Genomic DNA, 20,874 nt, shown 5'->3' on the forward strand with positions numbered 1-20,874 from the left:
GTGCCCCAAAAGTCTGCAGAGCATGACCCGCATCAGGGTTGCTCCTTGTGCATTCAAAACATTTCTGCCGCCTTACTTCTCCCTTCCAAGTCTACCGTCTTCACCCAGTTCCCGCACCAGCAGCACACCGGCAATGGCTGCCGAGGCCAGATCCGAAGCAGGTCCGGCCAGCCATACCCCCTGCAATCCCCAGAACATGGGCAGGATCACCAACAGGGGCAGAAGAAACATTACCTGCCTGGTCATGGAAAGAAACATGGCCACCCGGGGATTGTCGATGGCCTGGAAATAGTTGGCCGTTACAAAATGGAACGCGATCAAGGGAACCATGGCCATATTGATGCGGATGGCCTGGGTGCCCATGGCCACAAAAGAGGTGTCTGCGGCATTGAAAAGCTGAAAAATCCGTCCGGCACCAAGCTGGATCATCAGAAACATGCACAGGGCAAAGCCGGTTCCAAAGGCAAGGGTCAAAATCAGGGCCTTTCTGACCCGATCCGGTCGGCCAGCCCCGTGATTATACCCGAAAATGGGCTGGGCTCCCTGGCACAGCCCATTTAAGGGCATCATCAAAAGCATGGACGCGCTGAAAATGACCCCCATGACCGAAACACCCACATCCCCGCCGTACCGGACCAGGGCATGGTTGGTTATGGCTACAATCAGGCAGCCCGCCAGATTCATGACCAGCGGAGGCGATCCGATTTTCATGATCGCCTTGACAATGGGCCACCGGGGAAAAAAATGGCGCCATCGAAGATCAAGCAGGGCCGTCCCGCTGGCATAATACTGCAACACCCACAAGGCGGACACGGTCTGGCTCAGGACGGTTGCCAGGGCAGCCCCCCGGATGCCCATGTCCAGAACAAAGATGAACAGGGGATCAAGAATGACATTGAGAAGCGCCCCGATGAGCATGGTCGCCATGGCCTTGGTGGGATTGCCCTCCCCCCGGATGAAATTGTTCATGCCAAAGGAAATCTCATGCATGAGGCTCCCCAGAAGGATAATGAAGAGATATTCCCTGGCCAGAGGGAGGATGGCCTTGCTGGCCCCGAAAAACACAAGCAATGGATCAAGAAAGATGAGGCCAAAAAAGGTGAATCCCACTCCCAGAAGCATATACAGGCCAAAGGCATTGCCCAGAATCATCTCGGCCTCGGCCTGTTTGTTTTCCCCCAGCCTGATGGATACCAGGGCATTGCCGCCTCGTCCGATGAGCATGCCAAAGGCCATCATGATCATCATGATGGGAAAACAGATGGACACGGCAGCAATGCCCTGGGAGCCCACTCCATTGCCGATGAATATGCGGTCAACCACATTGTACATGGAGGTGACAACCGCAGCGATGATGGAGGGCACGGAAAAGGATATGAGCAGTTTGCCGATATGTTCCGTGCCCATGCGTTGTGAATCTTTCATGATCTTCCTTGAAAAACAGGGAATTGTGCACCATGCAGGAGCATGTGTCAAAAAAGTTTAAGGTGGCCCCCAACCGCTTCGAATTCTTGAGATGATATTACCGTTGCCCTGCGCCAAAAGAATTATAACCAGAAAAATCACAGTTATACTGTAACTTTTCTGGTTATTCAAAACATATGGTCCTGGGATAATGACCAAATAATTTCAAGCTGTTGACGGAGTTTCCCGACTATTAAAATCGTACAATTCCAGCTTGTCGTACAAAGTACGGCGGCTTATGCCAAGTACCCGGGCGGCTTTGGACCGGTTACCTGCAGCCTCTTTCAGGGCCTTACGGATGGCTGCTCTTTCGGCCTGTTCCACTGCTTCTTTAAGGGATGAGGAGGTATCGATTTCCGAGGCCACGGGTGGTGTGGAAGGTCTGACATAATGATATAACGAATCAACCGCGATGACCGTATCATCGGTCAGGAGCACTGCCCGCTCAATAATATTTTCCAGTTCCCGGATATTTCCCTTCCAGGAAGAATTCATAAGCACCTGCATGGCTGCTGGATCCAATTCCGTAACTTTCTTATTATACATTTTGTTACATTTACGAATGAAATGGTCCACAAAAAAACCCAGGTCTTCCTTGCGTTCTCGCAACGCTGGCAGATGCAATGGGATGACGGCCAGACGATAATAAAGGTCTTTGCGAAAGCCGTTTTTTTCCACTTCTTCACTTAAATTACGACTGGTCGCGGAGATAAATCGAACATCGATATGTATGGGAATGTTGCCCCCTACGGGTTTGATTTCTTTTTCCTGAATGGCTCGCAGGAGTTTGACCTGGGTTGAGGGGGTGAGTTCGCCGATTTCATCCAGAAATATAGTTCCGCCCTGAGCTTCTTCCAAAAGCCCTCGCTTGGCCCGAACCGCTCCGGTAAAAGCCCCTTTGACATGACCAAAGAGCTCGCTTTCCAAAAGGTGTTCGGACAATGCTCCACAGTCGATGGTAAAAAAAGGCTTGTCCTTGCGGGCACTGATCTTGTGAATATGCTTGGCAAACATGGATTTCCCGGTCCCGGTTTCCCCTTGGATGAGAATAGATGCCTCTGAGTCTGCAACCTTTTTAATGGTGGAAAGCATTTGCTTGATAACGGGGTTGTTTCCCACGACCATACCGGCAGTGGCATTTTGCTTCTCGCGAGAATCGTAATCTTCCAGCCGGCGATGCAATTTACCATACTCAATGGCCCGCCCGGCCAAAAGTGCCAGTTCCTGGGTTTTGAAAGGTTTGGTAATGTAGGTGAAGGCCCCCATGCGCATGGCTTCCACTGCGCTTTCAATGCTGCCTGCACCGGTCATGATGATGAAGGGCTGGTGGTGGTCTATACTGCGGATGCGCTGGAGCAATTCCAGACCGTCCACCGGCTGCATGGCCTGATCGCTTATGACCAGATCAAACATGGTTTCAACAAGGGCATTCCAGCCTTCTTCTCCGTTTTCGGCAGTGTAAACTTTATAGCCCTGTCGTGTCAGAGATTTTTTCAGAACGGTCAGCAACTCTTTTTCATCGTCCACCAGAAGAATCTTATCGGGCATGGTTATTTTCCATTAGTTTAAACAGCTGGAAATTCCAGGATTATCGAAGTTCCTCTGTCGGGTTCAGATTCCGCATAAATCAGGCCGTTATTCCGTTCCACCATCCGTCTGGTGATAAAAAGGCCCAATCCGAAACCGCCCTTGCGAGAAGTAAAAAACGGTTCAAAAATCTGGCGAAGATTTTCTCTGGCAATGCCTTTGCCCTGGTCCCGGACCACAATCTGGATAGTACTGTTTTCTCCGCTCCCGGTCTTGTCGGCACTCAGGGTTATTTCTTTGCCGGGGTCCATGTTTTCAATGGCATTAAAGAGCAGATTCATGAAGACTTGCTGCAGGGAACGGATATCACCGTAAATAAAGAGTGGGTCATCACTCACATTGATGCGGATGGTATCCTTTTTGGCTTTGGGGCCGACCAGCATGACGCTTTCCTCAAGCAAATCAAGGACATTGATTCTTTCTTTGCATTGCGCTTTGGGGGCCGCCTGAGCCAGAACTCCGCCGGTTATTTCCCCGGCTCGTTCAGCATTACGCAGAATGGCTGAAAGACCTTCCCGAAGATCTTCGGAAAGGTCGTCGGCATAAAGCAGTTCTTCGGCGTTCGCCTGAATAATACTCAGTGGATTATTTATTTCGTGGGCTACCGAGGCGGCCATCTTGCCGATAATTGCCAGCCGTTCAGACTGGATGAGATCTTCTTCCATTTTGTTGCGTTCGCTCACATCGCGGGCAAAAAGACACCCCAGAGCTTCTGTCTGTTCTTCTTGAATGAGCTGCCCTGCAATCTCTGCCAACACCTTGTTTCCTGAAAGGCTTTGCAGAGTAAACTCGTGTTTGCCATAGCCTTCGCTGAAAACATGACACAGAAATGATGCCATTGCCGGCACCTCCCCTTGCACCAAGATCTGGTCCAACCGCAGATTATCATGACCTGCTGCAAGGGCTAACATGACACAGGCCTGTTTGTTGGCATGCAGAATACGACCTTCTTTATTGACCAGAAAAATCATGTCCGGTGAAGATTCAATCAGTACCCGATAACGTTGTTCCGTGCGCTGTAAATCTTTCGTTACCTTGGCCACTTTGCGGCGAAGAAGAAAACTCCAGGCCATGGCGAGCATAAGAAACGTTGCCAGCCCGACCAAGACGAAAAGCAGATGCCGGATATACCGTCCCAACCGGAAGGTTTCTGTAATGGAACGACCAAACCATTTTTCACGGAGTTGTTCCAGTGATCCGTTTTTCTTCAGATCCTCCACTGCCTTTTCAAGTTTTTGGGTAAGATCAGGAGTGTTTGGTGGAACCATAATTCCTAAAGGTATCTCTTTGAGAGGCATACCTTTTTTCAAAACATTTTTGAATTCCTGGTCCGCAATAATATAATCTGCTTCCTTCTCCGAAGGCGCAATAAACACGTCCACAACACCTCTATTGAGCATATTCAAGGCTTCCAGACACGAAGGAACGTTGATGGACTTGCGAAGACTACGCATAGAGGATTCATAATCGACCCCCTGCATGATAATGACCCGTTTGTTGTGCAGATCTTTCAGGCAGGTGACCGAGGTACACCCTTTATGGACATAGAGATGTTGTTTCAAACTGTAATTTACCGGGATAAATGTGTATCCCAGTTCATCAGCCAGCTTTTGCGTACCGTGGGAAATAAAATGTATCTTGCCGTTTTTAAGCAGTTCTTTGCGTTTGTTCAGGTCAGGAATTTGGACAAATTTGATATCAGCCTGGATAATTTTTCCGATCATCAGCCATTCGTCAATGGTATATCCGCGGATGATTTGTTGGCCATCTTGTATGGACAGAAAAGAAAAGGGAGGGGAAATGGCCCGGACCCCGATGGTATAGGTTGGTCGGGACGAGGCATGTACCGGCGGCAAACCCGGCAGGAGAAGAATCAGAAGCAAAAAAACAGGAATGCGTGTGCAAAACATGGGTGCCTTGTACGGTTTATGCTTCTCTTTCGCCACCATAAAAAGTGCTGTTTTTTCAAAAATTCCCGATTTCCTCTCCTGCAGAAAGGTGCATGAAAAAGAAACCGGGAATAAAGGGATGGAGGGGGTCTTTGCTTACTTGGCTGTTCCGGAAAGAACAACCTTGTACCCCTTGCCGATGTCATTGCGCGCATCCGAATATACGAGAAGGATGTCAAGGAATCTTCCGGATCGGACCGGGCGTACGCCAAAGGTTACAGGGAGGCTCCTTCCGGCCGGAATAACCAGTTCGCCCGTGAAGTAGGTGCTCTTGAACTTCATGGAGGTAATGGAAGTGACGGTCAGAGGGGCGTCGCCGGTATTTTTGATCATGATCTGCACCTGATTTTGCCTGTCAGGCGTGAGTTCGCCCACGTCGACCTTCCGGGGGCTGACCTCGATTACACCCATGGGAATGGCTTCTACAAAGCCCGTGATATGAATAATATGGGCATCTTCCTTGCTGTCTCCGGTAAAAACCGTCACTGTTTTATCAAATTTTCCCGCATACTTGAACGTTCTATAGGTGATAACTAATGTGGTTTTCTCATCGGGTTGCAAACGACGCTTTCCAAGCGTCGTTGTCGTGCAGCTTCAGGAAGTAGTAACGTTGGTGATGGTCACCGGTTCGCTGCCGATGTTGGACAGAATCACTTTTTTTTGGGCGGTCGGACCTTCGCGCAGTGTTCCGAAATCTATGGTTTTCGTACTGAACCCCAGGCCGCCGGCAAAGGCAGGAAGGGTCAGGCTGCAAAAGAGCATGGCCAATGCGAATATCTTTTTAACCATATGTTTTTTCCTTATTTTTCAATACAACGTTCACCATGCACGAATTTTGACTTGATAGCATAGTTGAAGTTTTTGTCTTGCCCCGGGGTGTGACAGGTTCGACACGAAGCTTCATCAGGATGTCTGATGATATCTCCCGGATCTTCACTTTCAACATGTCTGGCTCCGGGGCCGTGACAGCTTTCACACTGCACATTAATAAGTTCCGGTGTCAGATCCATATCGATGAAACCGCCCTCTGCCTCCATGGCCACCACATGACATTTTACGCAACCGGGCGTGGTTTGTTTTTCTTCTCCCTGTTCTGCCAGATCGGCAAAAGCACGGGCATGGGGGGTCGTCATCCAGCCATGAACCTTGGCTTCATGGCAGTCCGCACACGCCTTAACTCCGACATATTCCCCAAAAAACTCTGCCTGGGCAAAGGAAACAATGCATACGTTGACGACCACGGCACACAAAAGAACGTATAGGCGATTCATGATTTTTTCCTTTTCCCGGACTAACAGTTACAGCTGGAAGCGGCTTCCAGATACAGATGCTTTTTGAGCTTTCGCAGCTTGCTGTTGTCGATGCCATCCACGTCCAGCAGTTCATCCATGTCCACGAATTCCCCATTTTCAGAACGGGCATCAATAATTTTTTGGGCCAGTTCCTGACCAACCCCCGGGACCTCGGCAAGCTGCTCCACCGTGATTGTGTTGAGGTTTTGCTTGCCGTCGTGATCCCCGGCAAAGCCTGGGACAGCTGCCAAGAGCAGAACTGCGAACAGTGGCAGGATTACCATGATTTGTTTCATTCTACATTCTCCTTCCGGTGTTTTTATTTTGGGTTACCAGCCAAGATATTGATGACTGTATAAAAAGGACCAGGCCACCACGGAGAGGACTCCGCTGGCAATCCCGGAACATACTTTGGTAAAAAAAGATGCGCTGGTGCGGTCAGCCTTGAAAACTCCCATATACAGAGCTGCCAGGGTCATAAGCATCAGAAAAATCGCAAACAACGGTTTCAGGTAATAATAGATTCCGTGCATGGTTTTCTCCTAGAGCAGGCCAACATACTGGCAGAAGGTTATAAAGGCAGTGATGGCCAGGGCCAGGACAATACCGATCATATCCCGGTCACATTCTTCCCGGCCGGTATTGGCCATATAATCGAAACCGTCCTGATCCGTGGTATGTTCGTTGATCGTCATAAAAACCTCCTTAGGCCGGAAGCAATCCGGTTTGAACACAAATGAGAATGACAGCGAGCAGCAGGGCCATGCGCACAAACCCAGCAATGCAGGTCACGGCAAAACATCGAAGACCATTTTGAGCGATGTCCCGTAACGGCAGGCTCAACCCCAGGGCTGCGGCGGCCATGGAAAAATCCCATTGCACCATATTGAAAATGGCGTGGGCAGCCGGCTGCCTGAACACGTGCAGGCACGCCAGGACCCAACAAAAAATGAATACCATAAGCCAGACGGGAAAGGTTTTCATATCCCCGGTGGAATAGATGATATTATTTCCCTTGTTTCTGAGCTTGCGGATGAACATGACCACAAAGACATAGATGAAACCTGCAGGCATGATCACATGACGACCCACGTCAAACCATGTGGCATATCGTCCCGCCTCATAGCTCATGCTGAAGGCTGCAAAAAGCCCCTGTGCACCATTGCCCACCGTGGTAACTGCGGCCAGACCGAAATATTTGTCCGGAATGCCAACGAGTGGACCGACCAGTGGGAGAACCAGCATGGCAATAATTCCAAAGAGGATCACACAGGCCGAAGCCCCAATGACCTGCCCGCCTTTGGCCTTGATCAACGGCATGAGAATGACCCCTGCATGAGGGTCTCCTGTTGCAAGACCGCCTGCAACAATGGATGTTTGCCGGTCATCGAGTTTCAGCAGTTTGCCGGTGTACAACGTAATCGTGGCCGTGACGAACAGGGCGGCTACACAGATCAGAATGGGGATGAAACCCAGTTTGGCCGCATGTCCGAACATGAAATGCGGGGCCAGCATGATAATGCCCAGGGGCATCATCAGGTGGATATAGGAAAGGCCTCGTTTCCAGGCGTCGGGAACTCCAAAGACGTTGCCGATAACCAACCCCATCAAAAAGGGGTTCCAGACAAAGTTGGAGTTCATAATCTGAAAGAAGGACTGGTGGTGCAGGGGCCCGATGACCCCGTCCAGCCAGGCAAAAAGATTTTGCAGGGTGAAAGGGTTGGGAACCCCGACCAGGTTATTGCTGAAAATGGCTATAAAGAACATGGCCAGCAGTCCGGGCAGCACAGTTTTCAGACTGTACAGGGCACTGAAAAAAGAACTTCTGTTTATTTCGTACGTGGCGGTTGATAGTGTATTCATCATTTGAGTCCTTTGTTATCTGCGGATATGGGCGGAACCGCCTGTATTAACTGCACCACTGATGGTTGTAGCCGGGGCAGCATGTCCGGTTCTCCAGGCATCTCTGAACGCCAGCCTGGGAAGCATGGACAGACGGAGAAAGCCTTCGATCGTTCCGTTGATGCCCAAGAGCACGTCCACATTATTCCGAGGTCTAAACGCCAAGTTGCCGGTGGTACACACCCTGCCCCGGTGATGGCCTTCGATGTGCCAGGCCATGATCATTTCGCCATCAAAACTGTCGATGACAATTTTGAACAACGGTTGACCGTCAGCATCTTTGGGGCCTTCGTAGGTGGGATGATCCTTGTCCAGAACGATCTGCTGGGGGTTGTCCAGCAACAGTTCGTTAAACTGATAGCAATGGCCACAGACATCCGGACGGACCATAAAACGCGGATCATGCTTATAGGGGGTATCACGCTTCATATCTTCGATGCCGGTATACGTGTAGAGCTGGGCTTTGCCCTGCTTGAAAGGCTTTTTCACATCCATTTCCACCATGACAGGACCCAGGCGCAGCTGCATCTTTCGGGCAGTTTCCATATGCTGAGGCAACAGGGAGTTTGTCACGGTATTAAGCGGACCTAGCACCTTGCTGGCCAGGACGGTTCCCGAGGCATCGATAATTTCCACCCCCACGGTTCCGCATTGTTCATCCACACTGGTGCAGCGCAGGATCTTGTCACCGAGCGGCACCGTGTCACCGCTTTGCAGAAGCTCGCTTTTGGGTTTGCTTAAGGTGTAACTAATGGCATTGATGGACGGAGTGGCGAATTCCTTGATCCGTACATAATTGGAACCCACATATTCAGGCACAATAAAGGTGGCACCTTCGGCAAACACCTCGGGCATGTAATACCGATTGCCCGGATCGTTCTGATCAAACCCCTGGGCAATGAAGAAATGGGAACCCCAGCGGTTGCCTGAATATTTCATCAGGCTCAAGGAACCGACCGGACGGTCATCAAGATAGGTCATACCGGTATAACGCAGGGCCTTGTTGCGTACGCCCAAAAGCTGATCCTGCCAGTACATGAGATTCCCGTCTCCCATGGGTTGGTTTTTCCAAAAATCCAGATTGAGATTCTTGAGGACATAGGTACCGGACGTGAAGGTAGTCAGATACGCTTTTTTGCCGAGCATGAAAAAGGGTTCAGCCGCAAGAGTACGTATGTTCCGGGCGTTTCTGGTTGTATAGCACAAGCCTGCTGGAGGGATAACAATGCGACCGTTTTTGTAGTCGACATAGCTCCCCCGGATAAACACGGCCTCGGCCGAAAGGAGCTTTTCATGGTTGCGGTTGCGAAAAATTTTCCGCTTCAGCCCCTTAAATCGAGCTACCAGCGGAGCGGTGTGGTCTGGTTCGTAGAATTCACTGCTGGAAACTACCTTGGGATAGGAAGAAAAGCGTGATTCTTCGATGATGGCCCCCAGAGATGAATCAGCCAACCGTTGCAGAAAGCTGCTTTCAATAATGGGTTCCAGCACAGGGGAAGAACCCAGAAAAAAATCCAGGTTTTCTTTGCCTTCGCTGGGCCACATGACCATGTTATCGGTCCGCATACCATAATAATCCCGCACATAAAGGGTATGCACTGTTTTGGGCCCAAAATCTTTGGCCACGACTTTGAAAGCCGGACGGTTCCAGATTTCCGAATATTTTGTCGGGCCGTCATAGGATGCATTGGCAGCATCAAGGGTAATGGTTTCATTGTTTTCCAGGAGCAGACGTTGAAGCATACCGGTTTTGGGGTTGGCTTCCAAAACCACGTTGTACCGTTTGTCCAGGGGCCAAGGCTGATTGTTTTCTACGGAGATCAAATTCCGGTAGATGACAAAAGACAGGTGCCCGCTGCCAAAACCATGAGCCTTATGCGTGGCCCACGGGGTAAAGTCGGAATTTTTAAGAAAGGTCGGATCAATAACAAGTTCCACTCGCATGTCTTCTTCGGGTACATTGAGGACATACCTGTCTTTTGCATCGTTCCGATTTTTATAATTCTGAGCAGTGGCCGGCTGTATCAGCTTTTCTGCCAGGACCTTGCTGCCGGTAAAGTTGGTGACCTTGACCAAAAATCCATTGGGCTGGCGATAGGCGTAGATACGTTTATCCATGTACAACCGGTAGTCTTCCTGGCGGACCTCCAGAGTCACTGGCCGTTCCAGGGCAAAAGTGGCCCTGGTGACTACGGGGAACTCAATGGAACTGAATGTGGCTGTATCGAACTCTATGTCTTTGGCTACGTACTTGCTCGCCCCGAGATAGTAGGTCTTGTCCATATAAAACTGGAGCAATTGTGATGTCATGCCTTCTTTGAGGTCCAGAGTGCGGGTGTCTTCACGCCCACTGAATTTTGAGGCAATGGGGAACTCCAGCGGCCAGCCCCCGGAAGGAGAAATGACGGCAAATTCGCCATAGGGCTTTTGGTAATGATCTGTGGAGTAATCGAACCAGAGACGGTACCCTGTTGTACCAAAAGGTTTCCGTTCTCCTTTGGTAATGGAAACATCGTTAAAAATTTTTTTCTCTGTGCTCAGATCCACCAGATACGCATGTTCGCCCAGAAGCAGAAAAGGGTCGCGCATGAGAGGTCTGGCATCTCCGGAAGTTTCGGAGATATAAAACAGTCCCCCGGGAAGGACTTTTGCCTGACCATTTTTGATGGTGCTTTGGCGCAGCACAATGGCCTCGGAGAGGTGTTTGCTCTGCCCGTCTCTGTTTTTGAAAACCTTATTCCGTAAACCGGCTAAATGCGGCAGAAAGGTCATGTCATTTGCTGGCGAAAGTCCATGCGGGTCAGTTCCCGCACAGGTCCCGCTCTGCGTAAAGCCCATGACAAAGATCAGGGCCAGAACCAAGACTATTGATGTGTTTTTTTTCATGTGTTGTTCTTCCTGCTGAAGTCTGAATGCGTGAAATGTCTCTCAAGAACAAACAAAAAATATGCCAGGCTGTCGTACACATCTTAACATATTGAATTTACATAATTATTAAAAATATCTCTCCAACTTATGACTTCAACTGTATGAATGCCCGCACAAGCTTCCCATGCCATGGCCTGTATCGCGTGAATTTGAGAGCGAACATCCTTGCTGACTACGCTGAAATCCTTCTACAGACCATCCATGGAATGTGTATGGACATTCCTGTCTCCCCGGAAATCCCGGCTCCCGGGGAATGAAATCCGTCTTTTCTGCACTGAACGCACCCTGAAAAACAAACATTATCGGGGTGTTATCATCGCATCCGACAATTACTTGAACCCCCCAAAAGACCTGTCTCACACCACAGGTCTTTTGGGGGGTTCAAGTGTATGGAAACTCATACAGGCTCGCGTGAAGATGTATGTGAAATCATACACAATGGCCCTCAACTGCAATATATCCATCTGATTTTGAACGATTTATTCTTTAGGCATACTTTGTGCTTTATTCCACAAGAAACATCTTATGGTGTGAATTTTTGGTAAGCGCAAATAAGGAGCGAGCATGAAAAGAAGGCAATTTCTGCTTGGAGCTGCAGCCGTTGCTGCGGCAACAGCAGTACGTCCATGGAAGGCTCTGGCCTTTCCAACAGTGTATCCGCACGGAACCACCATCTATGATCCGAATAAATGCTGGAATGGATACACCCTTTTTGGAACCGAAGTTCCAAGCGAAGGCACGGTTCTGATTGATATGAATGGCAATGTGGTCAAACAATGGAAAAACATGTGCCAGGCCGAACATCCGCCCAAACTCTTGAAGGGCGGCTATCTGGCCGGGGCCATGCGTCCAGCTCCGGACAAGAAAGGACGGGTTTGGGACGACCCGAGTTCCACGGATCTGGTGGTCATGGATTGGAAGGAAAATGTGGTTCGCCGGATTCCTCGGGCTGGCGCGCACCATGACTTCCAGTTTGAAGGCAACTCTGTGGGATATTATACCCCTGCGGCACCTCTTGATAACTATAAGGGTAAAATGCTGATCCTGACCCATAAATTTGTCAGAAATGACAAAATTACCAATAAGATGCTGTACGATGATTACATTGTCGAAGTTGATAAAAATGGGAAGGTCATCTGGGATTGGCTGGCATCAGATCATTTTGATGAGATGCATTTTTCAGAAACTGCCAAAAAAACCATTCGCAAGTATCCCACCTATTCCATGACCCGCACTCCGGGGAAGAAAGGGGCTGACTGGACCCATACCAATTCGGCCTCCTATCTTGGGCCCAATCACTGGTACACAGAAGATCCGATTGGAAATGCCGCCTTTCATCCGGACAATATCATCATTTCCAACCGTCAAACAAATATTGTCTGCATTATCGACAAGAAAACCAAAAAGATCGTCTGGCAGGTTGGCCCCACCTTCTACCCTGAAGATGAATGGACCTTCAATGGCAAGACCCACAAACGAGCCCTGTACCGACTGGGTCAGTTCATCGGTCAGCATCATGCCCATATGATTCCCGAAGGTTTGCCTGGAGCCGGTAATATCATGGTCTATGACAACGGCGGATTTGCCGGCTATGGAGCTCCCAACCAGGGTGCGCCTTTTGGTTGGTCCAGCGGTCGCCGTGATTATTCGCGTGTTGTGGAATTTAACCCCACCAACCTGCATAAGGTCTGGGAACAATCCGGTAAAACCATGGGGCTCAGAGACGAATGCAAATTCTACAGCTCGTATGTCAGTTCAGCCCAGAGGCTGCCCAATGGCAACACCCTGATTACAAACGGTTCTGTGGGCCAGTTCCAGGAAGTTACACCCAGTCATGAAATCGTCTGGGAATACATCAGTCCCTATTATACCAAAAGCGGGAATTACAACCTTGTCTACCGTGCCTACCGGGTACCTTACGACTATGTTCCACAGCTTGAAAAACCAGAAGAACATGCAGTCATTCCGCCAAACAACACCACTTGGCGGATACCTGCTCAACAATAAATGGAGACCCCATGAAGTGTATTATCCCCTTACTCGTGATGTTGCTCATTGTCTGTTTGTCAGGCCAGGTTTTTGCCCAAGATGAACCTGAACCGTTTGATTTGAACCATGCAACGATCGAACAGCTAATGAGTATCCCTGATGCAGATATTACTGAAGATATCGCTAAAGCTATCATTGCAGCTGCCAAAGAAAAGCCATTCAAATATGCTGAGGATCTTATGGATGTCCCAGGAATCGACAACAGCATACTTGAAAGCATTAACCCTGTAGAAGAAAATGGAAGCCTTTGGTATGATCCAGATAACGCTGAAATGACTTTTGCTCCTTCAAAGTGTTAATGAGAAGATATTGTCACGTATTAATAAAATCAAAACAGAGGATATAAAAATGACCAGATGGTTTAATGTACAACTTTTATTGTTACCATTATTATTGGCAACATTTGTATTTGGATTTTCAACAAACAGTCATGCAGATTCAGGCGACAAGCTTATCGTTGTCGTTGGCGACACTCAAAAAGAAGCTCTCAAAGGTTGGATCAACTTCCTGAAGGAAAGTGAGTTTCCTGTGAAGGAAATTACAACAGCCGAATTTGATGCCTATAAAAAATCTCCCTACATTGTTTTGAATGGTGTTCCCGGAGATGCGCAGAACAACGGCCCTGTTCTTAAAAAAATACTGACAGATCAAGAACTCAAGAAAGTCTCTGAATCGGGTAATCGAGAGTATTTCATCAAAGATGATGTTTTCACCAAAGGACAGACCATCGTCGTCTTTGCCGGCACACCGTACTCTTCGGCAGAAGGTATCCGCAAGAATACGCAGAGTGACTGGCTGATCATGATGAGCGGTTGGTTCGATATCGAACTGAGTCCTCAGGCCATGTACGGATATTAGTATTTCTGAACAGGCCAGAAAGCATAATCTGGAAACTGCCTGGCCTGTTCATGTAGGTATTCAACCACTATTATTTTTGAAAGGAGTTGTATAATGAAATTAAAACAGGTATTGGCCACAACAGCAGCTGCTGCGATTTTTTCTGTAGGCTGTGCTGTTTCCGCATGGGCATTTCCTTCTGTCTTTCCCACAGGAACGACTATTTATAATCCTTCAAAGGCATATAACAGCTATGTTCTGGTCCCGCAGGATGATAAACTCTATAATAGCCGTGACGCCAAACATCGTGATATGCGAGCCAAAAAAGGGACAAAGTCCATCAAGAGTTCAGGAACGGCTTCAGGTTCCGTGAGCAATATGGCTACTTCGGTCAAACTGATTGATATGAATGGCAATGTCATGCACACATGGTCCGTCAAACCTACCCCCAACCGTCGAGATGTCCTGCTCAAGAACGGTCATCTTTTGAGCATCAACAGCAAGTCATCCACTGTGGAAGAGAGGGATTGGGACAGCAATCTGGTTTGGGAGTACAAATGTGAATACAAACCGCACCATTATGTTACCCGCCTTGATAATGGCAACACCCTGATCTTGTGCGAAGGTCCTGTACCGGCTCACCGTTTGAAGGAAGTCAAGAACGTGACCGTGCCCTGGTGGGGAACCATTCGCCGCAAGGGTGTCAAACTGGTCGGAGACTCCATTATCGAAGTTACTCCGGACAAGAAAATTGTCTGGAGATGGAATGCCGGTGATGATCCTGATATGGACGTGAACACCTTCAGCCCTGAAAACGTTATCCCGGATTGGACCCACGGCAATACCGCCTCGGTTATTCCTCCCAACCATTGGTATGACGAAGGCGACAAACGTTTCAAGCCTGGAAATATTATCTACAACCCCCGCAACCACGACAAATTCGTCATTATCGATAAAGATACCAAAAGAATCGTGTACACCTATACCCATAATTACAAGGGTGGCATGTCTCACGTGCACGAAGTGGAAATGATTCCCAAAAATTGCCCCGGGGCCGGAAACATCCTTTTCTTTGATAACGGCCTGTTCCCGCGCAACCGAGACCGTGTTGGCCAAAGTCTGGAAATTGAAATCAATCCCGTGACCAAAAATTTTGTATGGAAATACGAAAGCTGCGGATATTCCAACATGAGATTCTTTTCAAAAACCAAAAGTTCCCAGACCAAACTGCCCAACGGCAACGTCCTGGTTTCTTCAGACAATACCGGTAGAATTTTTCAAGTCGTTCCGGACATGAATCATCCGGAAGGCGGAGAAATCGTCTGGGAATATGTCAACGTCAGTGATGTTTCCCGTGCACGGCCTATTCCTTATGATTATTGTGAACAGTTCAAGAACTTCCCCAAGCCTCAGGAACTACCGGTTATTCCTCCGGACAATCCTGATTTCCACGTTACTCCCACTGCAATCTAAGACAGAATAAATGCATAAACGGACAAAGGCCCCGACACAGAACGTGTCGGGGCCTTTGTTATCTGGACAGGAAAACGCCTGCTCGCGCCGGGTTCTCATGTTCTATCAATGCAAAATTATTTACATCTTCTTTATGTCCATCCATGGAATCTCAAGCAAGGCGACATGTCCATGACCCAGATGGTTCAACGCTTCTATCGGCCAAGGTCCTCGAACACGCTCATGGCAGCCACACTGCCTTCGCTCACGGCGGTCACAATTTGCTGAACACCGCCGGTCACGTCACCGGCCGCATAGATCCTGGGCAGGCTGGTGCGGCCCTGGCCATCCGTCTGAACATATCCATTGGCATCAACCTTGATGCCCAGGGGAGTCACAATGGAAGTATTGGGCTTGATGCCAATGGCCAGGAAAACCCCATGGACCTTGACCTTTTGGATCTCTTTGGTTTGCGTGTCCTCCAGCTCAACCTCGCCAAGCACGTCCTTGCCATGCAGCCCCACCACGATCTTGTTCCACAAAACAGGAATCTTCTCCCGCTCCACTGCGTCCTGCAAATGTTTTTCCGCCCTGAACGCGTCCCTGCGATGCACAATGCGCACATCAACCCCGAGATTCCTGAGGTGCAGGGCCTCGGTAAGGGCGGTGTTGCCGCCGCCAACCACAAGAACTTCCTTGCCCTTGTACAGATACCCGTCGCATGAAGCACAATAACTGATCCCACGCCCCAGAAAGCGTTCTTCCCCATCCAGGCCGAGATGTTTCCAGGTTGCTCCGGTTGCCACCAAAAGCGCCTTGCATCGATATCGGCCCTTGGTGGAGGTGACAGTCACATGGCGGCCCAGGGAAACATCCACGACCTCCTCGCCCTCCTGCACCGGAAGATAGGCCCTGGCCTGGTCCAGGAGGACTGCAACGAGCTCCTTCCCGCCAATGGACGAAAAGCCCGGATAATTTTCCACCACAGGAGTGACAGCAACCTGGCCTCCAACAATACCCCCTTCCAGAACAACAGCCGACAGACCCGCCCGCGAAGCATATATGCCCGCGGCCAAGCCAGCCGGTCCTGCACCGGCGATGACCAGATCGATCGACATTTCCTCCCCGGAGAGAAAATCCTCCCCGGCCACCTCCTTGGAGGGTACAAGGGTCACCAGCTGTTCCATGAAAACCTGTTCCGGCTCCATTCCGTTGGTCTCCAGCTCCGGACCATAGACCGTATGGGGAACCGAGCCCACATGAAACGCTTCCGCAAGATCCTGGTTTTCACCCGTTTCAATGCATTCCACAGCAACCAGATCGGGCCGTTCAATGGCCGCCTTGATCCCGTTGAGCACCTGAGCTGGACAGTAGGGACATCCGGGATTCACAAAAATCCGCACATGCCTTTTCTCCTTAAGAGCAGCCAGGGTGGCCCGGGCATCTTCGGCCAGTCCGCTCCTGCCGGTGGAAACCAGAAAAAGGGTCTGAATCAATGTCTGGGCCTCTTCCCCGGCCGGGGCTCCGGTAAAACGGATGGCATACTGATCCGGTTGCACCAGCAGGGTGGGTGCCCGGGTCACGTCATGGGTCTTGGCCTGGGGAGAAGACAGATCATATTCCTCAAAAGAGATCCGTGCATCCAGCCGGTGCAGATCGTGCAACAGGGAACGGCAGAATTCACCATAGGGCTGGTTTTCTTCCTCCGAGGCAAACAAGAGAATTTGCACATCCTTATCAAGGTGCTCCTTGAAAACATTCTTGAGATGCTCCCTGCTGGGGGCGTCTAAAAGCCACTTCTTTTCCTTGTCCTTGGCAAACAATGGGCACATGGCTCTCTCCAATGGCTAAATGGGATAAAACGGCAAGGGATCGCCTCGTGATATGGGCGGGATCCAAGCACGCACATTGACACTTTCTGCAGGAAATTGCCAATCATTGGCAACCTGCACCCCGGTCCTGTGCAGGCATATGAGGGGAGATACCATGTACAATACGACAAAGGGGGAACCGATTCAACCCATCGGTTCCCCCTTTGAAGAAAGAGTATGTCAAACGATCTTACTTCTGAAGCCAGGACATCATGGACCGCAGTTTGTCCCCCACTTCCTCGATCTGATGCTCATGGGCAATGCGCCGCTTGGCCTTGAAGGAGGGACATCCGGCCTGGTTTTCCAGTATCCAGTTGGTGGCAAAGGTGCCGTCCTGGATTTCCGTCAGGGCCTGTTTCATGGCCGCCTTGCTTTCTTTGCCAATGACCCGGGGACCGGTAACATAATCACCGTATTCGGCCGTATCACTGATGGAATAATGCATCCGCTTGAATCCGCCTTCATACAGGAGATCCACAATGAGCTTGAGTTCATGCATGCATTCGAAAAAGGCCATTTCCGACTGGTACCCGGCCTCCACCAGGGTTTCAAAACCGCTGCGGATCAGTTCACTGACTCCGCCGCAAAGAACCGCCTGCTCGCCAAAAAGATCCGTTTCCGTCTCTTCCTTGAAGGTGGTTTCCAGTACGCCCGACCGAGTGGCACCAATGCCCTTGGCATAGGCCAGGGCAACATCCTTGGCCTTGCCCGTGGCATCCTGATGAACAGCAATAAGGGAAGGAACCGCACCGCCCTTTTCGTACTCACGCCGGACCAGATGGCCAGGTCCCTTGGGAGCGATCATGATGACATCCACATCCTTGGGCGGCTCGATCTGGCCGTAATGGATGTTGAAACCATGACCAAAGGCAAGGGCATTGCCAGCGGAAAGATGGGGCTTGATCTCGTTCTCGTACAAGGCCTTCTGATACTGATCCTGGATGAGAATCATGATCACGTCGGCCTTTTGGGCGGCCTCGGCAGCACTCATGGGCTCGAAGCCGTGTTCTTTGGCAAGATCGAAATTGGGACCGCCGGGACGCTGCCCGACAATCACGTTGAGGCCGGAATCACGAAGGTTCTGGGCATGGGCATGACCCTGGCTGCCATAGCCGATGATGGCGATGGTTTTCCCTTGCAAGCATGTAAGATCTGCATCCTGTTCGTAATAGACTTTCATGGGTTCTCCTTGAACTTCTGTATGAAAAAATACCGACTCTTTCGCAAGCCAACCGGTTTTCCATTATTATGCCACTGTGCGTGGCAAAGACTACTCCTCAAGCTGCATGCTCCGCCGGAGGGCTCCCGTGCCGGTACGGGCAATTTCCTTGATCCCGAACCGCTGCAACAGATTGATGATCGCCCGGATCTTGCCCTGATCCCCGGTGATCTCCAGGGTCAGTTCATTGGCAGCCACATCCACAACCTTGCAACGAAAAATATCGGCAATGCGCAAAATCTCCGCCCGCCTGCTGTCCTCGGCACTCACCTTGATGAGAACCATTTCCCGCTCAACAGCCTGCTGATGGGTCAGATCAACCACCTTGATCACGGTGACCAGTTTGCGCAGCTGCTTGATGATCTGTTCGATGATCTGTTCATCGCCCTTGGTGCAGATGGTCATTCTGGAAACCCCGGCATCAAGGGTGGGGGCCACATTGAGCGATTCTATATTGAATCCCCTGCCGCTGAACAGGCCTGCGACACGGGAAAGCACTCCTGGTTCGTTTTCAACGAGTATGGAAAGTACATGACGCATGGGACACTCCTGGAAATCCCGGGATACCCCCGGGGATGGATTGCAATACAGGGCCTTGGGCTAGACGAGCAGCATGTCGGTCAAAGACGCTCCCGCAGGTACCATGGGGTAGACGTTTTCTTCCGGCTCGACCAATACATCCACAATGGTCGGCTCCTTGGTGGCAAATGCCTCCTTTAATACAGGAGCTACGTCATCACGTTTCTCGATCCTGTACCCTTGCGCCCCATATGCCTTGGCCAGGGCCACAAAATCCGGATTCTTGTGCAGACAGGTTGAACAATAATTCCGGTTGTAGAAAAGTTCCTGCCACTGTCTGACCATGCCCAGGTGTCCGTTGTTGAGGATGACGATCTTCACGGGCAATTCATAGCTGACAGCCGTGGCCAACTCCTGAATGTTCATCTGGATGGATCCGTCGCCGGCCACGTCAATGACCAGGGAACCGGGAAAGGCCAGCTGGGCGCCTATGGCCGCGGGAAATCCGTATCCCATGGTGCCCAGCCCCCCCGAGGTGAGCAGGGTTCTAGGCTTGTGATATTTGTAGAACTGGGCGGCCCACATCTGGTTCTGCCCCACTTCCGTGGCAATGATGGCCCGCCCCTTGGTGAGCTCGTAAATGGTTTCAATGACCATCTGGGGTTTGATAAAGGAAGAACCGTTTGTATCATACGTCATGGGCTGACTCTTCTCCCATGTCCGTATCTTGGTGACCCATTCTTCGTGTTTTTCTTCCCAGTTGATGGAAGTGTCCTTGCCCAGCTCGTTGCGCAAGGCCTTGAGGGCCCTGCGGCAGTCGCAGACCATGGGCACATCCACGGAAACGTTCTTGCGGATGGAGGTGGGATCAATGTCGATATGCACAATCTTGCCCTTTTCCGCAAAGGAACTCAGTTTGCCCGTGACCCGGTCATCAAACCGGACCCCCACGGCAAGAAGCAGATCGGCATTGTTCACGGCCATGTTGGCCGCATAGGTCCCATGCATGCCGACCATGCCGAACCACAGGGGTTCATTGCCGGGAAAGGCCCCAAGTCCCATGAGGGAGCCAATGACCGGAATGTTCAGCTTTTTGGCCATCCAGAGGATATCCTCGGAAGCGTTGGACCCGATCACCCCGCCACCCACAAAAAGCAGGGGTTTGCGGGAAAACCGCATCAGGTCGACCACCCGCTGGATCTGTCTGGAATTGGGCTCGTAATGGGGATTGTAGCTGCGCATGTGGATTTCTCCAGGATATGCGTACTCCACTGTAGCCTGGAGAACATCCTTGGGAAGATCCACGAGGACCGGGCCAGGTCTGCCGGTACTGGCAAGATAAAAGGCCTGCTTGATGGTTTCGGCGAGATCCTTGATATCTTTGACCAGGTAGTTGTGCTTGACGCAGGGACGGGTGATCCCAACGATATCCGCTTCCTGAAAGGCGTCATTCCCGATAAGGCTTGTAGGCACCTGGCCGGTAAAAACCACCAGGGGAATGGAGTCCATGTACGCCGTGGCAATCCCGGTTACCGTATTGGTGGCTCCAGGCCCCGACGTTACCAGGCATACGCCTACCTTGCCCGACGCTCTGGCATACCCGTCAGCAGCATGAACAGCACCCTGTTCATGCCGGGTAAGTACATGCCTGAAAGGATACTTGGGCAATTCATGATAGATATCAATGGTCGCACCGCCAGGATAGCCGAACACCACCTCGACTCCTTCCCGACGCAAACTTTCCAGCAGAACCTGGGCTCCGGTCAACTCCATGATCAATTACTCCTCCTTCCACTGCGAGGGAA

18 protein-coding genes and 1 pseudogene are annotated in these 20,874 nt (G+C 50.5%); 4 read left to right on the forward strand and 15 right to left on the reverse strand.

Annotated elements, in window-relative coordinates; all coding sequences use genetic code 11:
• Positions 1–72: 72 nt before the first annotated feature.
• The 11 genes and pseudogenes from DPF_RS11180 to DPF_RS11225 all read right to left on the reverse strand — a co-directional run bounded on the left by DPF_RS11180 (position 73) and on the right by DPF_RS11225 (position 11,080).
• A complete protein-coding gene (locus tag DPF_RS11180; RefSeq protein WP_069859719.1) occupies positions 73–1,425 on the reverse strand; it encodes an MATE family efflux transporter in 1,353 nt (450 codons plus the stop codon).
• A 204-nt stretch (positions 1,426–1,629) separates the two neighbouring features.
• On the reverse strand, positions 1,630–3,012 hold the full coding sequence (locus DPF_RS11185; protein WP_069859720.1) for a sigma-54-dependent transcriptional regulator: 1,383 nt from the start codon (positions 3,010–3,012) through the stop codon (positions 1,630–1,632).
• 17 nt (positions 3,013–3,029) lie between these two features.
• A complete protein-coding gene (locus DPF_RS11190) occupies positions 3,030–5,000 on the reverse strand; it encodes an ATP-binding protein (protein ID WP_069859721.1) in 1,971 nt (656 codons plus the stop codon).
• Between the two features lie 96 nt (positions 5,001–5,096).
• Positions 5,097–5,579: pseudogene (locus DPF_RS11195) on the reverse strand (hypothetical protein); the annotation flags it as partial.
• Between the two features lie 15 nt (positions 5,580–5,594).
• Positions 5,595–5,789 (reverse strand): Ig-like domain-containing protein, encoded by a 195-nt coding sequence (locus DPF_RS11200; RefSeq protein WP_069859723.1) that lies wholly within the window; start codon positions 5,787–5,789, stop codon positions 5,595–5,597.
• A gap of 11 nt (positions 5,790–5,800) precedes the next feature.
• Positions 5,801–6,271 (reverse strand): cytochrome c family protein, encoded by a 471-nt coding sequence (locus DPF_RS11205; RefSeq protein ID WP_069859724.1) that lies wholly within the window; start codon positions 6,269–6,271, stop codon positions 5,801–5,803.
• Positions 6,272–6,291: 20 nt separating this feature from the next.
• Positions 6,292–6,588, reverse strand: a complete 297-nt coding sequence (locus DPF_RS11210; RefSeq protein ID WP_069859725.1) for a ComEA family DNA-binding protein — start codon at positions 6,586–6,588, stop codon at positions 6,292–6,294.
• Between the two features lie 33 nt (positions 6,589–6,621).
• On the reverse strand, positions 6,622–6,825 hold the full coding sequence (locus tag DPF_RS11215; RefSeq protein WP_069859726.1) for a hypothetical protein: 204 nt from the start codon (positions 6,823–6,825) through the stop codon (positions 6,622–6,624).
• Between the two features lie 9 nt (positions 6,826–6,834).
• The gene (locus DPF_RS14130) at positions 6,835–6,987 is read right to left on the reverse strand and encodes a hypothetical protein (protein ID WP_176724250.1); all 153 of its coding nucleotides are present in this window, start codon (positions 6,985–6,987) and stop codon (positions 6,835–6,837) included.
• A gap of 10 nt (positions 6,988–6,997) precedes the next feature.
• Positions 6,998–8,155, reverse strand: coding sequence for a putative sulfate exporter family transporter (locus tag DPF_RS11220; protein ID WP_069859727.1), 1,158 nt, complete (start codon positions 8,153–8,155; stop codon positions 6,998–7,000).
• 15 nt (positions 8,156–8,170) lie between these two features.
• Positions 8,171–11,080 carry a hypothetical protein gene (locus DPF_RS11225; protein WP_069859728.1) on the reverse strand — a complete coding sequence of 970 codons (2,910 nt, stop codon included), beginning with the start codon at positions 11,078–11,080 and terminating at the stop codon, positions 8,171–8,173.
• 951 nt (positions 11,081–12,031) lie between these two features.
• On the opposite strand from DPF_RS11225, the gene DPF_RS11230 reads away from it, so the two are divergent.
• From DPF_RS11230 to DPF_RS11250, 4 genes are all read left to right on the forward strand, one after another.
• Positions 12,032–13,129, forward strand: coding sequence for an aryl-sulfate sulfotransferase (locus DPF_RS11230; protein ID WP_231702174.1), 1,098 nt, complete (start codon positions 12,032–12,034; stop codon positions 13,127–13,129).
• Between the two features lie 11 nt (positions 13,130–13,140).
• Positions 13,141–13,470 (forward strand): helix-hairpin-helix domain-containing protein, encoded by a 330-nt coding sequence (locus DPF_RS11235; RefSeq protein ID WP_083254667.1) that lies wholly within the window; start codon positions 13,141–13,143, stop codon positions 13,468–13,470.
• A 49-nt stretch (positions 13,471–13,519) separates the two neighbouring features.
• On the forward strand, positions 13,520–14,029 hold the full coding sequence (locus DPF_RS11240) for a hypothetical protein (RefSeq protein ID WP_069859731.1): 510 nt from the start codon (positions 13,520–13,522) through the stop codon (positions 14,027–14,029).
• A 93-nt stretch (positions 14,030–14,122) separates the two neighbouring features.
• The gene (locus tag DPF_RS11250; RefSeq protein WP_141721116.1) at positions 14,123–15,481 is read left to right on the forward strand and encodes an aryl-sulfate sulfotransferase; all 1,359 of its coding nucleotides are present in this window, start codon (positions 14,123–14,125) and stop codon (positions 15,479–15,481) included.
• A 194-nt stretch (positions 15,482–15,675) separates the two neighbouring features.
• Here the strand turns inward: DPF_RS11250 and DPF_RS11255 are convergent, their stop codons facing one another.
• The 4 genes from DPF_RS11255 to ilvB form a co-directional block, all read right to left on the reverse strand.
• Positions 15,676–17,292, reverse strand: a complete 1,617-nt coding sequence (locus DPF_RS11255; RefSeq protein ID WP_069859734.1) for an FAD-dependent oxidoreductase — start codon at positions 17,290–17,292, stop codon at positions 15,676–15,678.
• Between the two features lie 229 nt (positions 17,293–17,521).
• Positions 17,522–18,511 (reverse strand): ketol-acid reductoisomerase, encoded by a 990-nt coding sequence (gene ilvC, locus DPF_RS11260; protein WP_069859735.1) that lies wholly within the window; start codon positions 18,509–18,511, stop codon positions 17,522–17,524.
• Between the two features lie 90 nt (positions 18,512–18,601).
• Positions 18,602–19,090 (reverse strand): acetolactate synthase small subunit, encoded by a 489-nt coding sequence (gene ilvN, locus DPF_RS11265; protein ID WP_069859736.1) that lies wholly within the window; start codon positions 19,088–19,090, stop codon positions 18,602–18,604.
• Positions 19,091–19,150: 60 nt separating this feature from the next.
• Positions 19,151–20,842, reverse strand: a complete 1,692-nt coding sequence (gene ilvB, locus DPF_RS11270) for a biosynthetic-type acetolactate synthase large subunit (RefSeq protein WP_069859825.1) — start codon at positions 20,840–20,842, stop codon at positions 19,151–19,153.
• Positions 20,843–20,874 lie beyond the last annotated feature (32 nt).

The sequence above is a fragment of the Desulfoplanes formicivorans genome, assembly GCF_001748225.1.
Taxonomy (GTDB): domain Bacteria; phylum Desulfobacterota; class Desulfovibrionia; order Desulfovibrionales; family Desulfomicrobiaceae; genus Desulfoplanes; species Desulfoplanes formicivorans.

Bases quoted from the DNA above. Each gene is read 5' to 3' on its own strand.
- DPF_RS11180 (WP_069859719.1), bottom strand. From the start codon at position 1,425: ATGAAAGATTCACAACGCATGGGCACGGAACATATCGGCAAACTGCTC.
- DPF_RS11185 (WP_069859720.1), bottom strand. From the start codon at position 3,012: ATGCCCGATAAGATTCTTCTGGTGGACGATGAAAAAGAGTTGCTGACC.
- DPF_RS11190 (WP_069859721.1), bottom strand. From the start codon at position 5,000: ATGGTGGCGAAAGAGAAGCATAAACCGTACAAGGCACCCATGTTTTGC.
- DPF_RS11200 (WP_069859723.1), bottom strand. From the start codon at position 5,789: ATGGTTAAAAAGATATTCGCATTGGCCATGCTCTTTTGCAGCCTGACC.
- DPF_RS11205 (WP_069859724.1), bottom strand. From the start codon at position 6,271: ATGAATCGCCTATACGTTCTTTTGTGTGCCGTGGTCGTCAACGTATGC.
- DPF_RS11210 (WP_069859725.1), bottom strand. From the start codon at position 6,588: ATGAAACAAATCATGGTAATCCTGCCACTGTTCGCAGTTCTGCTCTTG.
- DPF_RS11215 (WP_069859726.1), bottom strand. From the start codon at position 6,825: ATGCACGGAATCTATTATTACCTGAAACCGTTGTTTGCGATTTTTCTG.
- DPF_RS14130 (WP_176724250.1), bottom strand. From the start codon at position 6,987: ATGACGATCAACGAACATACCACGGATCAGGACGGTTTCGATTATATG.
- DPF_RS11220 (WP_069859727.1), bottom strand. From the start codon at position 8,155: ATGAATACACTATCAACCGCCACGTACGAAATAAACAGAAGTTCTTTT.
- DPF_RS11225 (WP_069859728.1), bottom strand. From the start codon at position 11,080: ATGAAAAAAAACACATCAATAGTCTTGGTTCTGGCCCTGATCTTTGTC.
- DPF_RS11230 (WP_231702174.1), top strand. From the start codon at position 12,032: ATGGATTGGAAGGAAAATGTGGTTCGCCGGATTCCTCGGGCTGGCGCG.
- DPF_RS11235 (WP_083254667.1), top strand. From the start codon at position 13,141: ATGAAGTGTATTATCCCCTTACTCGTGATGTTGCTCATTGTCTGTTTG.
- DPF_RS11240 (WP_069859731.1), top strand. From the start codon at position 13,520: ATGACCAGATGGTTTAATGTACAACTTTTATTGTTACCATTATTATTG.
- DPF_RS11250 (WP_141721116.1), top strand. From the start codon at position 14,123: ATGAAATTAAAACAGGTATTGGCCACAACAGCAGCTGCTGCGATTTTT.
- DPF_RS11255 (WP_069859734.1), bottom strand. From the start codon at position 17,292: ATGTGCCCATTGTTTGCCAAGGACAAGGAAAAGAAGTGGCTTTTAGAC.
- ilvC (WP_069859735.1), bottom strand. From the start codon at position 18,511: ATGAAAGTCTATTACGAACAGGATGCAGATCTTACATGCTTGCAAGGG.
- ilvN (WP_069859736.1), bottom strand. From the start codon at position 19,090: ATGCGTCATGTACTTTCCATACTCGTTGAAAACGAACCAGGAGTGCTT.
- ilvB (WP_069859825.1), bottom strand. From the start codon at position 20,842: ATGGAGTTGACCGGAGCCCAGGTTCTGCTGGAAAGTTTGCGTCGGGAA.